At 60.9% G+C, this 13,993-nt stretch carries 12 protein-coding genes and 1 tRNA gene; 7 read left to right on the top strand and 6 right to left on the bottom strand.

Annotated features, from left to right (window positions below):
- Positions 1-135: 135 nt before the first annotated feature.
- Positions 136-246 carry a tyrosine-type recombinase/integrase gene (locus H3H36_RS27775; RefSeq protein ID WP_375539625.1) on the bottom strand — a complete coding sequence of 37 codons (111 nt, stop codon included), beginning with the start codon at positions 244-246 and terminating at the stop codon, positions 136-138.
- A gap of 3 nt (positions 247-249) precedes the next feature.
- The gene (locus tag H3H36_RS27615; RefSeq protein ID WP_311196696.1) at positions 250-645 is read right to left on the bottom strand and encodes a phage integrase N-terminal SAM-like domain-containing protein; all 396 of its coding nucleotides are present in this window, start codon (positions 643-645) and stop codon (positions 250-252) included.
- 80 nt (positions 646-725) lie between these two features.
- Between H3H36_RS27615 and H3H36_RS27400 the strand changes: the two genes are divergently transcribed.
- From H3H36_RS27400 to H3H36_RS25935, 3 genes are all read left to right on the top strand, one after another.
- Complete coding sequence (locus tag H3H36_RS27400; RefSeq protein WP_255461949.1) at positions 726-1,157, top strand: methyl-accepting chemotaxis protein; 432 nt, start codon at positions 726-728, stop codon at positions 1,155-1,157.
- Positions 1,158-1,503: 346 nt separating this feature from the next.
- A complete protein-coding gene (locus H3H36_RS25930) occupies positions 1,504-3,237 on the top strand; it encodes a methyl-accepting chemotaxis protein (RefSeq protein WP_229220112.1) in 1,734 nt (577 codons plus the stop codon).
- 108 nt (positions 3,238-3,345) lie between these two features.
- A complete protein-coding gene (locus H3H36_RS25935) occupies positions 3,346-3,858 on the top strand; it encodes a chemotaxis protein CheW (RefSeq protein ID WP_182220921.1) in 513 nt (170 codons plus the stop codon).
- 134 nt (positions 3,859-3,992) lie between these two features.
- On the opposite strand, the gene H3H36_RS25940 is transcribed toward H3H36_RS25935, so the two are convergent.
- The 4 genes from H3H36_RS25940 to H3H36_RS25955 form a co-directional block, all read right to left on the bottom strand.
- Entirely contained in the window at positions 3,993-4,838 is an 846-nt protein-coding gene (locus tag H3H36_RS25940) for a substrate-binding periplasmic protein (RefSeq protein ID WP_229220113.1), read from the bottom strand.
- Positions 4,839-4,908: 70 nt separating this feature from the next.
- The gene (locus H3H36_RS25945) at positions 4,909-5,778 is read right to left on the bottom strand and encodes a substrate-binding periplasmic protein (RefSeq protein WP_182220923.1); all 870 of its coding nucleotides are present in this window, start codon (positions 5,776-5,778) and stop codon (positions 4,909-4,911) included.
- 22 nt (positions 5,779-5,800) lie between these two features.
- On the bottom strand, positions 5,801-6,670 hold the full coding sequence (locus tag H3H36_RS25950) for a transporter substrate-binding domain-containing protein (RefSeq protein ID WP_182220924.1): 870 nt from the start codon (positions 6,668-6,670) through the stop codon (positions 5,801-5,803).
- 7 nt (positions 6,671-6,677) lie between these two features.
- Positions 6,678-7,925: an ABC transporter substrate-binding protein gene (locus H3H36_RS25955; protein ID WP_182220925.1), complete on the bottom strand. Its 1,248-nt coding sequence runs from the start codon at positions 7,923-7,925 to the stop codon at positions 6,678-6,680.
- A 299-nt stretch (positions 7,926-8,224) separates the two neighbouring features.
- On the opposite strand from H3H36_RS25955, the gene H3H36_RS25960 reads away from it, so the two are divergent.
- The 4 genes from H3H36_RS25960 (at position 8,225) to H3H36_RS25975 (ending at position 13,943) form a co-directional block, all read left to right on the top strand.
- A complete protein-coding gene (locus H3H36_RS25960) occupies positions 8,225-10,204 on the top strand; it encodes a DUF6351 family protein (protein ID WP_182220926.1) in 1,980 nt (659 codons plus the stop codon).
- Positions 10,205-10,426: 222 nt separating this feature from the next.
- Positions 10,427-11,194 (top strand): substrate-binding periplasmic protein, encoded by a 768-nt coding sequence (locus H3H36_RS25965; RefSeq protein ID WP_182220927.1) that lies wholly within the window; start codon positions 10,427-10,429, stop codon positions 11,192-11,194.
- A 394-nt stretch (positions 11,195-11,588) separates the two neighbouring features.
- Positions 11,589-13,778, top strand: coding sequence for a TonB-dependent receptor (locus H3H36_RS25970; RefSeq protein WP_182220928.1), 2,190 nt, complete (start codon positions 11,589-11,591; stop codon positions 13,776-13,778).
- Between the two features lie 89 nt (positions 13,779-13,867).
- A tRNA-Asn gene (locus tag H3H36_RS25975) sits at positions 13,868-13,943 on the top strand.
- Positions 13,944-13,993: the final 50 nt, after the last annotated feature.

Here is a 13,993-nt window from a genome sequence, read left to right on the forward strand (position 1 = left end):
TACTTCGACCGGTTGGGCGTACCACGCCTGTCTTAACCTCAACTACTCGAACCGCCCGGTGCGGACCCGCATGCCGGGTGGTGTGGCAGGGGACCGGTCAGCTATGCTGGCCGCCCCTATGCCGATTGCGGGTGTCTAGCGGTCCAATGGGCTGATGACGCCGCGCCCACCCCGGTTCAGGACGTGGGTGTAAATCATGGTCGTGCGCACATCCTTATGCCCCAGCAGTTCCTGTACTGTGCGAATGCCTTAGCCGTTCATCAGCAAATGGGTTGCGAAGCTGTGGCGCAGGGTATGCGGCGTGACTTTCTTGTGGATGTATGGCCACGGTTCCCCCTCGATGCGCGTGAGCAGGGAATGCGCCTCATCCATGGTCAACACGGTTGACATGTGTTGTGCCTGCTTTGTAGCGACTACGTCTTTTGGCCAGTCAACTTCCTGGTGCAACACTTTTTGATAAAGAAGGAGCAGGGCGGCCTTGGCTTGCGATTGGGTAGAGGCGGATGCATGTCGATCCACTGCGAGATAGGTCAGAAAAGCTTCCAACTCGCTCTTCCCCATCTCGGCGGGGTGGCGTTTGTTGTGGAGTAAGATGAAGCGGCGAATCCAGTCGACGTAGGCCTGCTCGGTCCGGATGCTGGTAATCCCCCGTTACTACATACAGACCTCGATTCTCGGGGTGTTGGTCAGCCAAATCCGGCATGATTCCTGCCCCCCAGTCATCCATGATCCGGGGGGGGGTACCCGAGGAGTTCCACGCTCGTCAATCAATTTGGAGCGCGCCTGTCGAGTGCAGGCGAAGCAATGGCGGCCCCGGGACCGCGAACGTATCGCAACGTACCTTCCATGGCGATCACGAGCCACAAGGTGCGCCCTTGGTCGATGACGCAAGAAAAGTGATGGACGACATCGCATCCCAGTTTCAACGTGTGACTGATGTAGTGGAAGAAATTTCGGTCGCCAGCCAAGAGCAGAGCCAAGGTGTTGCCCAAGTGGGCAAGGGCATCAGCCATATGGATAAAACCACACAGGAAAATGCAGCCATGATGGAAGAAATGGCGACCGCTTCCAGCCTCCTGCATGAGAAGGCCGACAACTTGGTAAATACAGTCTCTGTGTTCAAGTTGTCGGCTCGCGTAGCGCCGTTGCGAGGCTGAGCCTTTCGTCGCGGCTGCGGGCGCAGCATGTCATCAATTTCGAAAAGATCGTCTCTGGTCTATTTTTCAGCAACGCCCCTCGTGAGCACCTTGGTGCTCTTGTTTGGCCATCTTAAGCGCAATGCTTTATCAATATGACAATTAAATGTCAAGCAAAGAATAACATTTCCTTTTGGTTACAATGTAAAATAGGAACTTCACTTTCCTTGTGGAAATTTTTTTAAATAGGAATCTTGAATAGCACAAAATTCTTGTGCTATTCAGGCGCATCTGGCAATGCACGGCAGCCAATATTTCAGTTGGTGCGAAAAATTGTCAAAAAGAATATGCACAAAAAGGAGCAGAAATGAATTTTGAAAAAATGAAGGTGAGTTCGCGTCTTAGCATAGGCTTCGGTCTACTGATTGTGGCCTTGATACTAGTGAGTGCCACTGCCATTTTCCGACTGATCACTCTCAATGAAGAAATCGGCGAACTGGTGAAGAACCGCATGGTGAAAGTTCAACAATTCACTGAAATCAAAGACAACCTGAACGCCATCGCCCGCATCAATCGTAATGTCGCCTTGATCAGTGATGTAAAAGACGCCGCTATCGAGGCAGATAAAATCCCTCCGCTGCAGGCTAAGAATGCGGCCATTCTGGATGCACTGGCTAAGACCATTACCCAGCCCAAGGCACAAGAACTGCTCAAGCGCATCAACGAAGTCCGCCCCACTTACAACCAGCGCCTGGCCGAGTCCATCAAAATGGGCCTGACCGGCAAGCCCGAAGATGCGCAAGCGGCGACTGCCATTATCGTCGGCGATTTGCGCGACAAACAAAGTATTCTGTTCAAGGCCGTCGATGACTCACTGGCCCTGCAGCAGGCGCTGGCGAAAGACGTCGGTGACAAAGCCAATGAAGCGGTCGCATCCAGCTCCGTGCTGGTGTCGATAATTGCCGGTGTAGCGACTGTGCTAGGCCTGTTTCTGGCCTGGGCCATTTCCCGCGCAATTACGCGCCAGTTGGGTGCGGAGCCGAGCGAATTGTCCGAAGTGGTCGGCCGAGTCGCCAACGGCGATCTGACTTCCCACCTGCAACTGCAGCGTGGCGACACGAGCAGTGTGATGGCCGCCATCGACCGCATGCAGCAGTCTCTGATCACGGTAGTGACCAACGTACGCCAGGGCAGTGAATTGGTAGCATCTGCCAGCACCCAAATCGCCCAAGGCAATATGGACTTGAGTGGCCGCACGGAATCCCAGGCCAGCGCGCTAGAAGAAACAGCCGCCAGCATGGAGGAGATGAGCAGTACTGTGAAGCAAAACGCCGACAATGCACGTCAGGCAAATCAATTAGCGCAGAGCGCCTCGGGCGTGGCCGTGCAAGGTGGCCAAGTAGTGTCGCAAGTGATCGACACCATGAAAGACATCAGTGATTCGAGCAAGAAAATCTCGGACATCATTAGCGTGATCGATGGCATCGCCTTCCAGACCAATATCCTGGCGCTCAATGCCGCCGTTGAAGCAGCCCGCGCTGGCGAACAAGGTCGTGGCTTTGCCGTGGTGGCGACTGAAGTGCGTAGTTTGGCTGGCCGCAGTGCCGAAGCCGCAAAACAAATCAAGCATCTGATTAATGACAGCGTTGAACGGGTCGAACAAGGCACGGTGCTGGTTGATAAGGCCGGTTCCACTATGAACGAAGTCGTCAACTCGATCCAGCGTGTAACCGATATTATGGCGGAAATCAGCTCCGCCAGCGTCGAGCAAAGTGCGGGCGTGACCCAGGTCGGGGAAGCAGTAACGCAAATGGACGAGAACACGCAGCAAAATGCCGCGCTGGTGGAAGAAATGGCCGCTGCCGCTAACGCACTGAACAGCCAAGCGGCAGATCTGGTACGGACAGTTGCGGTGTTCAAGCTCAATCAGCACAATTCCACGTCCGCCCGTGCTGTCGCCAGTCTCTCGCCTGTCGCTCCAATCACAGCGTTATCGCGCCCGGTGGCGAAACTGGCATCAAAGTCGCCGCCGAGTCGTCCGAAAAAGACAGTTGCGAACGGAGAATCGATAGACGATTCTGCTGAATGGGAAACGTTCTGAGCTGTCGTCTGATCAAACAACAACACATTCGACTATCGTGATCGGGAATCGCCCAAGATGATTGCCGATCAGACTAACAGCTAGGATAAATAGAAGGAGTGCTGATCAATGAGCACAGCAGAAGTTTACGCCAGCAATACCGACCCAGTAGGTAAAGCGAATCTGTCCGGCGAGTACCTTAGCTTTCGGAATGGCGCCGAAGAGTACGGCATCGATATTCTGAAGGTACAGGAAATTCGCGGCTATGAGGTGCCTACCCGCATCGCTAACGCACCTAACCATGTGCTTGGCGTTCTCAACTTGCGCGGCGTGATTGTTCCTATTCTGGACATGCGTATCAAATTTGGTATGGCAGATGTTGCTTACAATCTCAATACCGTCACGATCGTACTCAACATCGCCAACCGCATTGTAGGCATGGTGGTTGATGCCGTCTCTGACGTCGTAGAACTGAAGAGCGAGGAGATCAAGCCAGCGCCGGATTTTGGCAGTGCCTCCTCGACCCATCATGTCATCGGAATTGGCACCCTTGTGCTAGGAGAATTGCAACGAATGCTGATTCTCGTGGACATCGAAAAGTTAATGTCTAGCGACGAGATCGAAGTCGTAAGCGAGTTATAAGCTTAACTGGGCGAACGCCGCGACCCTGTCTTAAGGTAATCCCCCCATTTTTAGCGCGCACTAAAAATGGGGGGATTACCCACGACGATATTGCCCAGCCATTGACGGCGCGCTGGTGGAACTGTCGTACCCATTCAGTTGTGCGTGTCGTCCCACCACTCGCTGAGCTTCTTGCACTTTTGCGGCGCCAGTTGCGGCCGGAACTGGCAGTCGAGCGTGATGAAGAAGTCGCGCGTGACGCCGTAGTCGCGCTGGTAGCGTTCCAGGATGCGATCGATTTCACCCGTGGCGTACAGTTGCGCGATGCCGCGCTCGAACGCATTGCGCTGCGCCTCCGTGCGGAACCGCAGCCAGTAAAACCGGCCGTGTCCCAGCACATCGTGAAAAGCCAGTTCCGCGTCGGGATTGTGCTTCTGGGGTAATTGCTGCCTGAGGTAGTACCGGAACACATCAGGCTGCGAGATGATGACGTCCGTGCGGTCCAGGAAGAGGGCGCCGGACGGCATGGTCACCGCTTCGCGGTATTGGGAGTGATTGGACGTGGCGGCCGCATATTCCGGTCCCAGCACCTCGCGCGCGTTGCGGAACGCGGTGACCCGGTATTTCTTCAATTCGTCCACGCTGGCCAGCATGGGGATCTTGCCGCGCATGGTGATGGCCATGTTGTGGAAATAGGAAACCGGCCACCGGCTCATGTAACCATCTTGCCCATGTTGCGCGGCAGTGGCCGTGTTGACGTCGAATACACCCTGGCGAAACTGTTCATCCAGTCCGGCGTTGGGCAAATAGATGAATTCAACTGTGACCTGCTGCGATGCGAACGCGGCGCGCAGCACGTCCACGAACAGGCCGCTCGCATGGTCCGGCAGCACGAATGGCGCGATCGCGCTCTGCAACCCAATCTTGACGGCGGTGGGGTTGGCATCGGCCGGCAGGGCTTCCGGGGCGACACATGCGGTGGCCGCGGCGGCAATGAACATGGCGGTTAACCTCATCGACGTTCCCCCGATCCAGTTTCCTTTTTTCATTATAGTCTCGTTGGCCTGGCCACTAATGCCCTTGCCGGGCCGGTGCGAACAGGAAATACTCGGGATGCTGCCGTATCATGTCCGCCGTCTCCGGCGACAGCAGGGGATTGGATAATGGCAGCACGAGCCGGCCCTTCATGTGGTTGATCAGTTGCGCCTTGCGCCAGCGCTTGTCGAACAGGGCGTTGAACGTGCCGTCTTTTATCATCAGCAACAAGCCTTTTTCGATGCGCTCTGCCAGCGCCGGGTTGCGCGGTGAAACAAAGAAGAACACGGGCGCAGGGTAGGACAGCGCGAGGTGCTGCTCGATGACAAGCTCGGCATCGTGCTGCTTGGCCAGTTCATCGTCGATCTCGTTCACGCCCAGGGCGATGCCGTCGAAGCGTTTGGCCTTCAGCATCTGGAACAGTGTTTCGTACGAGGACGAGGTAACCACGCGCAAACCAGCCGCCTGTTCGATGGCCGTGTCCGGCCAATCGAGACCTTGTCCGATTGCGATGTTCCGCTTCAAGTCGTCGAGGCTGTTGATCCGGCTGAACTTGTCGACCGAGTCCTTGCGGATGATCATCAGCCGGCTGCCCAGCAAGCCTTTCATCAGCGGGATGCGCACCGTGAGCACGCCTTGCTCGCGCGGTGCCGACGTCATGCTCCAGTACAGGTCCAGTTCCTTGCCGCTGCGTAGCAGGGCCAGTGCGCGGTCCTGGGTCATCCGCGTCTCCACCCAATGCCAGCGGTCCGGCGTGGCGCCGGGGGTGCGGGCCAGCGCGCCGGTCAGCAGTTCGACGATATACGGAGTCCACGGCTCGCGTTCGTTGAATTTCGGGACGTACAGGTCCTCGGCCCGCACGGAGGACCATGCCAGTATCCAAATCAACGCGAAGATGAATCGCATGGCGATGCCTTCTCGCTCACTCTCATGGCAGATAGAAATACTCCTTCGGAATCTGTCGGAACGCCGGCGTCAGGTAAGGATTGTCGAGCCCGATGACGACGCGCTGCTTCAAGCCGGCCCGTTGCAGGCTGGTGTGGAAGCGCTCGTCCTGCTCGAAAAATCGCAGCAGGCTGCCATCGGCGAACGATTTTTGCAGGCCGCTGAGGATGGCGTCGCGCAATTCCGTGTCGCCCTTCCTGACGAAAAATTGCCGGCTGAATGGATATTGCAGCACCAGGTGCGGCTCCACCACCACGTCCGGGGCCAGCGCGCGGTAGCGTTCGAGCAGCGTGAACGCCTCGTCCGCGCCCAGCGGGTAGAAGTCGATGCGCTTGGCGTTGACCATGCGGAACAGCGATTCGAATTCGGCCGTGCGCACGTGGATGCCGGCCGCCGCCAGCACCTTGCTGTCAGCCCAGCCCGGTCCCTGGCCGGCGACCATACGGCGCAGCTCGCCCAGGTTCTGGATGGGCGCGAAGTCCTGCTGCGCATCCTTGTGGATCAGCAGCAGGCGGAAGCCGCTCAGGCCGCGGTCGATGGGGAAGTAGACCGCGTCGAAACGGGCTTCGAATTCGGCGCTGGTGCCCGCATCGAGCACGGAAATGTCGCCATGGTCCAGCAGGGAGCGGGCGCGCTCCTGGTTCATCTTGGGCACCGACATCGACAGCACGAACGGCACGCCCGACTTTTTCAGCGCCAGTTCCAGCAGCTTGTAGCCATAGTCGTCGGGCGGACGTTCCTCGATGCGCGGGTAGACCACGTGCAGCGCGGCCCACGCCGGCGCGCCGCATGTGCTGGCCAGCAGCACGCAGGCGGCGGCCAGCCAGCGGCGCAGGCGGTGGGCGGCCCGCACGGTGCCCTTATTTGGCGCCGGCCACGGCAGCGGCCAATTGCTTGGCTGCTTCGGCCGGCGAGGTGCCGGAATCGAAGAACCTGGCCACCACCTCGGTGGCGGCGGCCTTGGCCTTGTCGTGCATGGCGTGGCCGTGGGCGAAGCTGCCGACCATGGTGTTGTTCTTGAGCGCGGCCTTCATGTCGTTCATGGATTTCTTGCCGCATTCATCGAAGCCATCCATGGCCACGTCGGTGCGGGCCGGGATCGAGCCTTTGACCTGGTTGAACTTTTCCTGGAAGTGCTTGTCCATGACGGCGCTCGCCAGCGCGGCCTGGCCGGCCATCTGTTTTTCGCTGACCTTGAGGAAGCCGAACTGGTCGGCGTTGAAGATGAAGCTGCCTTCGGTGCCCGGATACTGGAAGCACAGGAAATCCTGGTTGGGCTTCATCTTGCCTTTCTCGAACTCGCCCTTGGCCCAGTCGCCCATGATCTGCATGGCCGCCTTCTTGTGGTAAATCATCGAGGTGGCGAAGTTCCATTCCCGTCCCATGTAGCCCGGATCGACCATGGTGCGCAGCTTTTGCATTTGCTCGAATGCCTTTTCCATGGTCTTGCCGGACAGGGCCTTGGGATCGAGGTCGATCAACGCTTCCTTGTAGAACTTGGGGCCGCCGGCCGACATGACGGCGCTGTCGAACAGGGTCGCGTCCTGCCAGGGCTGGCCGCCGTGCGCCAGCGGGATGTAGCCGGCCTTGCGGATCTTGTCGGCCATGGCTACCAGCTCGTCGAAGGTTTTCGGCGGCGTGAGCTTGAGCTCGTCGAAGATGGCCTTGTTGGCCCAGATCCAGTTGGTGCGGTGGATGTTGACGGGCGCGGCCACCCAGTGGCCCTTGAACTTGGCGAATTTTTGCAGCGGCTGCGGGACCACCTTGTCCCAGCCTTCGGACGCGGCGACCGCGTCCACGTTGCCGAGCAAGCCTTCCTCGGCGTACTCGGTGATGGAGTAGCCCAGCATCTGCATGGCGTCGGGCGGGCTGCCGCTGGCCACGCGCGCCTTGAGGGCCGTGCGCGCGTTGTCGCCGCCACCGCCGGCCACGGCGCTGTCCTTCCAGTTGAAGCCACGCTTGACGACATCATCCTTGAGTACCTTGAGGGCCGCGCCCTCGCTGCCGGAAGTCCACCAGTGGACCACTTCGACGGTTTTTTCCTGGGCCGTGGCGGCACCGCCGGCCAGCAGCAGTGTCATGAGGGTGATGGCATGAGGATGCTTCATGGAGTTTCTCCCGCGTCTCGTTATAGGAATAATGCGAAGGCGATCGTCGCCAGGTGCCTGGCGACACTCAAACATACGCCGATCCCGTGCCGCGCTCAACGCGTGGTCTGACATCGGCACGCGCTTGTTGCTGTCGTGCTACGCCTGTCGCGACGAGGGTCGATGGGCGCGTAGCCAGCATCGATCTTGCAGGTCAGGCAACACTTCGCGCTATACTGGTGGCAAGCCCGGCGTCCGTGATTGCAAGGTGTTCCTGATGCCGCGCCTCCCCATGATCGCAGTGCGCCACGGAGGCAAGCATGCAACGCTGGAATTGGTGGATCGCGTCCTTGTTCCTGGCGGCCTCGTGCCAGGCCGCGCCGGCTGACGCACCGGCCCAGCAGTTTCCCTTCATCTGCCGGACCCAGGAAGCGGGACTGGGCCAGCCCATCGTCGACAGCTTCGATGCCACGGCCCATCCGGTGATGGACAGTGCCAGCCACCAGCCGTTCGGCTACAGCCGGCAGTGCGCCATCACGCCGCGCATTGTCTACTTCTACTACAACGGCAGCGCGTTCAAGCCGTTCGCGCCGGCCACCGATTACGCCCACCCGCCGGCCGACCTGCGCCGCGCGCGCTATGGCGACACCAGCGTGCCCTTCGTGGTGCAGGTGGAAGTGGGCACCATCAACCGCTTCTTCTACACCATCGCCATGCTGGCGCCGGCGCCCGAACCTGCGCCATTGGCCTGGAACCACAAGCTGTTCTACTGGCTGCGGGGCGGAGTCGGCATAGGCCACCAGCAGGGCTTGCCCATGTGGATCAATGGCGCGCTGAGCCGTTCGGAGCGGGAGTTGCTGCCGTCTGTCCTGGAGCAGGGCTTCGCCGTGCTCAGTTCGTCCGGCAACGAGACGGGCGTGCACTACAACATGCGGCTGGCCGGGGACACGGCGCTCAAGGTCAAGCAGCACTTCATCGCCAGCCACGGCCAGCCGCGGTACACGATCGCCATGGGCGGTTCGGGGGGCGCCGTGCAGCAGTACCTGTTTGCGCAAAACCTGCCGGGCTTGTTCGACGGCGGCGTGCCCATCCAGTCGTTTCCGGACATGATCACCCAGACCATTCCGATTTCGGACTGTCCCTTGCTGGGCCAGTATTTCAAGGATGCCGTCGCCAACGACCCTGCCTCGCCATGGGCGCACTGGAGCAGCCAGGCGCTGGTGGAAGGCATGAACGCGAGCGACACGGTGCGCAACGCCCAGTCCGGCCGGCCCGGCACGACCGAGTGCATCAATGGCTGGCGCATGGCCATGCCCACCGTGCTCAACCCGCTGTACCGCGACCACCGTTTCGACCTGGGCGCGCACGCCTACGGCTATCGCGATGGCGCGCTCGACAAGGTGAAGTGGACCCACTGGAACGACCTGGCCGACATCTACGGCGAGGACGCGCGCGGCTACGCCCCCATCCCGCTCGACAACGTCGGTGTGCAGTATGGCCTGGCCGCGCTGGCGGCGGGCAAGCTCGACGCGGACGAATTCCTGCGCATCAATGCTTGCGTGGGGGCATGGAAGGAGCAGCCCGATTTCGTCGCCTGGCAAGGTGCGGCCGACCCCTTCGACAGCGCCAACATGCTGCGCGGCGAGCGTTGCCGTTGGCCCGATGGCAGGCCCGCGCCGCGTCGCGCGGGCGACGTGGGCGCCATGCGGCGGGCCTATACATCGGGCCAGGTGTTCACCGGGCGACGGCTGGACATTCCCATGATCGACCTGCGCCCCTACCTGGAGGCGACGCTGGACATGCATAACGCCCGCCAGTCGTTCGCCACGCGCGCGCGCCTGCGCGCGAGCGATCCGGCGCAGGCTGCGCGGCAAGTGATCTGGTTCGTGCGGCCGGAGGCGGACCTGGCCCCGGTTGCGCTGGAGGCATTGGGCGTGCTCGACCGCTACCTGGCCCAGCACCAGCCGCCGCCCCTGTTCACCGACCGCTGCATGGACGGGCAGGGCGCCACCATCGCCGCCGGCCCCGCCGTGTGGGATGGCGTGCTGGACCAGCACCCGCCCGGCGCCTGTACGCGGGCTTTTCCCATTTTCTCCAGTCCGCGCATGGTGGCCGGGGACTCGATCCGGGGCGATAGGTTCAAGTGCGCGCTCAAGCCGGTCGCCACCGCGCTGGCCGACGGTACTTACCCGGCCGGCGTACACTTCTCCGCGGCCCAGCAGGCATGGCTGGCCCGCATTTTCCCGCAGGGTGTGTGCGACTACACGCAGGGCGACGCGGGGCGGCCCCCATCCTGGTAAGGCATCGCCATTCCCGGCGCCGGACGATGTTGCATTGGCGCTATATGCATGACTTGCAAGTTAGTTCTTGCTGTATATTTGCAAAGCGGCCTGCGCCTGCACCCCGCGCGGCGGCGCCGCGTTGCGGCCATGTCCATGCCGATATTGACCGTCACTGACCGCGCGGCTGGCGTGCAGTGGGTGGCGGCCGGGATAACCGATGTCCGAGGGGAGAGGCGGGGAATGCTGAAGCGGTGGTGGAACATGGCCTGGCGCCAGGCGCTGGGTGTTTTTATGCTGAGCTTGCCATTGGCGGCCGGCGCCGCCAGCCAGGCGCCGGTGCGGCTGGTGGTGGGCGAGTTGCCGCCGTTCGCCATGGAAGGGGGCGAACGCGGTCCGGGCTCGCTGGTGGAAATCACCCAGGAACTGGCGCAGCGGCTCGGTTTGTCCACGCCGGTCGAATTCTATCCCTGGCAGCGCGCGTTGAAGATGACGGAAGGCATGTCGCGGGTGGTGGTGCTGCCGCTCACCCGCACGCCCGAACGCGAGCCCCGCTACACCTGGCTGACGCGGCTGTACCGCCAGGACTTCGTGTTCGTGTCGCGCCACGGCACGCTGGACTTGCGCAACATCGACGCCTTGAAGACGCGCCGCATCGCCATCCTGCGCGGCTCGCCCCACAAGGAAGTGCTGGCGGCCGAGCATTTCACGGCCGTGTTCGAATGCTCCACCGTGCGCGAATGCATGCGCATGGTGCAGACCGGGCTGGCCGACGCCACCTACGGCGGCGAAGTGATCCACCGCAGCGCGGCCAACCTGGCCGGCGCTGCCGTGTCGGATTTTGACTACAGCGCGCCTTACCGATGGGGCGAAATCTGGCTGGCCGGCTCGCTCGATTTTTCCGCCGCCGACATCGCCCAATGGCAGGCCGCCATGAACGCCATGCGCCATGACGGCAGCTGCGCGCGCATCCTGCGCAAGTACGGCCTGCCGCTCGATACTTGCAAATAACTTCATATTAATCAATTGCTTAGCATGCCTTGCCGGGGAGGCGGCAAGGCATGCGGCCGGCGGGCATCTGGCCCGCCGATTGTTTTGTCAGAGGCGCCCCGGACGGCAATTTCTACCAATTGAAGACCTACTCGGTATATTGCGCTTGCAATACACGGTATCAATGCCAGACAATACTGCCTTTTTGCAAGTCGGTGCATTCTAGGCATCATTGAGATGCGGACCAGACCTGTCACGGCTCACGAGGCGAAGTGGCGGGCTGATCCAGGCTCACCGAAAGCGGCACAGCCCGCTTACGCCGTTCCGGCCAGCCGGGGGACGGTGTCGACAGAAGAGAGAACAGGAGACAACTGTTAGTCCCTCTTTGCCAAAACCACTTAAATCGGGAAATTGAATGATCAAATTGTCCAAGATGCACAAGCGCCTGCTGGCGCTGAGCGCCGTCATGCCCATGGGCGCCGCCGTGGCGCAAACCGCACCGGCCGCAGCCGACGTGCCCCAGCTGGAAACGATTACCGTGACGGCCCAGCGCCGCACCGAGAACATCAAGGATGTGCCGGTGTCCGTGTCGACCCTGAAGGATGAGAAGCTGGACGTGCTGGTGTCCGGCGGCCAGGATATCCGCCTGCTGGCCGGCAAGGTGCCGAGCCTGAACGTGGAATCGTCGAACGGCCGTACCTTCCCCCGCTTCTACATCCGCGGCTACGGCAACACCGACTTCAGCACCTTCGCCTCGCAACCCGTGTCGCTCGTGTATGACGACGTGGTGCAGGAAAACGGCATCCTGAAAGGTTTCCCGATCTTCGACGTGGCCAACGTGGAAGTGCTGCGCGGTCCGCAAGGCACGCTGTTTGGCCGCAACACCCCGGCTGGCGTGGTCAAGTTCGAATCCGAAAAGCCCAACACCAAGGGCATCGAAGGCTATTACAACCTGTCGCTGGCCACCCACAACACGGCCAACGTGGAAGCGGCCGCCAACATTCCGTTGTCGAAAGAATGGGCAATGCGCGTATCGACCCTGCGCCAGCACCGCGACAACTTCGTCGATAACACCTTCACGCACCAGAACGACGTGATGGAAGGCTACAACGAACACGCCGAGCGCGTGCAGTTCCTGTACCAGCCCGACACCACCTTCAACGCCCTGTTCAACGTGCACTCGCGCACCACCGACGGCAGCGCGCGCCTGTTCCGCGCCAACCTGATCAAGAAGGGCACCAACGACTTCACCGACGGTTACGACTTCACCAAGATCAACACCAACGGCCAGAACATGCAGAGCCTGAGTACCAACGGCGCCAACGCCCGCCTGACGTGGGACCTGGGCGCGGTCAAGCTGTTCTCGGTGACCGGCTATGAAGCCGTGGACAACTACTTCAGCCGAGGCGACATCGACGGCGGCGCACCGGGCCAGGTGCCGTTCCAGGTTGAAACGGGGGGCGGCCTGACCGACCTCAAGCAATACAGCCAGGAATTCCGGGTTGAATCGAAGAATGCCGGTCCGTTGAACTGGCAGAGCGGCCTGTACTACTTCTCGGAAGACGCCAACGGCTACAGCAACAACTTCAACAGCACCACCGGCGCCCAGACCTCGCATCTGGCCAGCCACCAGAAGAACACGGCCTGGGCGGCGTTCGGTTCCGTCAACTACGCCGTCAGCGACGACTTCATGCTGCGTGGCGGCCTGCGCTACACGAACGACAAGAAGGACTTCAACACGGTCGAAGCGGTCAACGTGGTGCAGATCGGCCCGAGCGGCGTGAGCGAGAGCAAGAGCAAGGTCAACTGGGACGTCAGCGGCACCTATAAGATCAACAAGGACGTGAACGCCTACGCGCGCGTGGCCACCGGCTTCCGCGCGCCCAGCATCGCCGCCGCCAACAGCTCCGTGCCCATCACCGTGGCCGACGCGGAAACCATCGTCTCGTACGAGGCTGGCATCAAGGCCGACCTGTTCAACCGCCGTGCCCGCGCCAGCGTCAGCGTGTATGACTACGACGTGAAGAACCAGCAGCTGACCGTGGTGGGCGGCAATTCCAACGTCACCAAGCTGATCAACGCGGCCAAGACCAAGGGCCGTGGCGTGGAAGCGGAATTCGAAGCCTTCGTCACCAGCGACTTCAAGGTCACGGCTGGCGGCAGCTACAACTTCACGGAAATCCGCGATCCTAGCCTGTCGGTGATCAAGAACCCATGGAGCACGGTGCTCAACCCGATCAACGCCGCTGGCCGCGTCGTCATCGACGGCAACCCGCTGCCGCAGGCGCCGAAGTGGACCTTCAACGCCACCGCCAAGTACAACTGGGCGCTGGAGAATGGCAACCTGTTCGTGCTGACGGACTGGTCGTATCGCAGCAAGATCAACTTCTTCCTGTATGAAGCGACGGAATTCACGGGCAAGGCCATGCTGGAAGGCGGCCTGCGCGTGGGTTACAACTGGGATGGCGGCAAGTATGAAGTGGCCGCGTTCGGCCGCAACATCACCAACACCCAGCGCATCATCGGCGCGATCGACTTCAACAACCTGACCGGCATGGTCAACGAGCCACGCCAGTTCGGCGTGCAGTTCAAGGGTAATTTCTAAGCCCTGGACGACGGGATGAAGGAGGGCGGTGAATTTTTTCGCCGCCGTCTGGACAGCCCGAAAATGGCCGTATATAATGCGGCCTCTTTTCCCTGATAGCTCAGTCGGTAGAGCGACGGACTGTTAATCCGCAGGTCCCTGGTTCGAGTCCAGGTCGGGGAGCCAGAATTTAGAAAGGCCTTGCATGCACGTGCAAGGCCTTTTTTCTTGGTGCG

Origin of the sequence: Rugamonas fusca (genome assembly GCF_014042365.1) — a bacterium.
GTDB lineage: Bacteria > Pseudomonadota > Gammaproteobacteria > Burkholderiales > Burkholderiaceae_D > Rugamonas > Rugamonas fusca.

Bases quoted from the DNA above. Each gene is read 5' to 3' on its own strand.
- H3H36_RS27400 (WP_255461949.1), top strand. From the start codon at position 726: ATGATCCGGGGGGGGGTACCCGAGGAGTTCCACGCTCGTCAATCAATT.
- H3H36_RS25930 (WP_229220112.1), top strand. From the start codon at position 1,504: ATGAATTTTGAAAAAATGAAGGTGAGTTCGCGTCTTAGCATAGGCTTC.
- H3H36_RS25935 (WP_182220921.1), top strand. From the start codon at position 3,346: ATGAGCACAGCAGAAGTTTACGCCAGCAATACCGACCCAGTAGGTAAA.
- H3H36_RS25940 (WP_229220113.1), bottom strand. From the start codon at position 4,838: ATGTTCATTGCCGCCGCGGCCACCGCATGTGTCGCCCCGGAAGCCCTG.
- H3H36_RS25945 (WP_182220923.1), bottom strand. From the start codon at position 5,778: ATGCGATTCATCTTCGCGTTGATTTGGATACTGGCATGGTCCTCCGTG.
- H3H36_RS25955 (WP_182220925.1), bottom strand. From the start codon at position 7,925: ATGAAGCATCCTCATGCCATCACCCTCATGACACTGCTGCTGGCCGGC.
- H3H36_RS25960 (WP_182220926.1), top strand. From the start codon at position 8,225: ATGCAACGCTGGAATTGGTGGATCGCGTCCTTGTTCCTGGCGGCCTCG.
- H3H36_RS25965 (WP_182220927.1), top strand. From the start codon at position 10,427: ATGCTGAAGCGGTGGTGGAACATGGCCTGGCGCCAGGCGCTGGGTGTT.
- H3H36_RS25970 (WP_182220928.1), top strand. From the start codon at position 11,589: ATGATCAAATTGTCCAAGATGCACAAGCGCCTGCTGGCGCTGAGCGCC.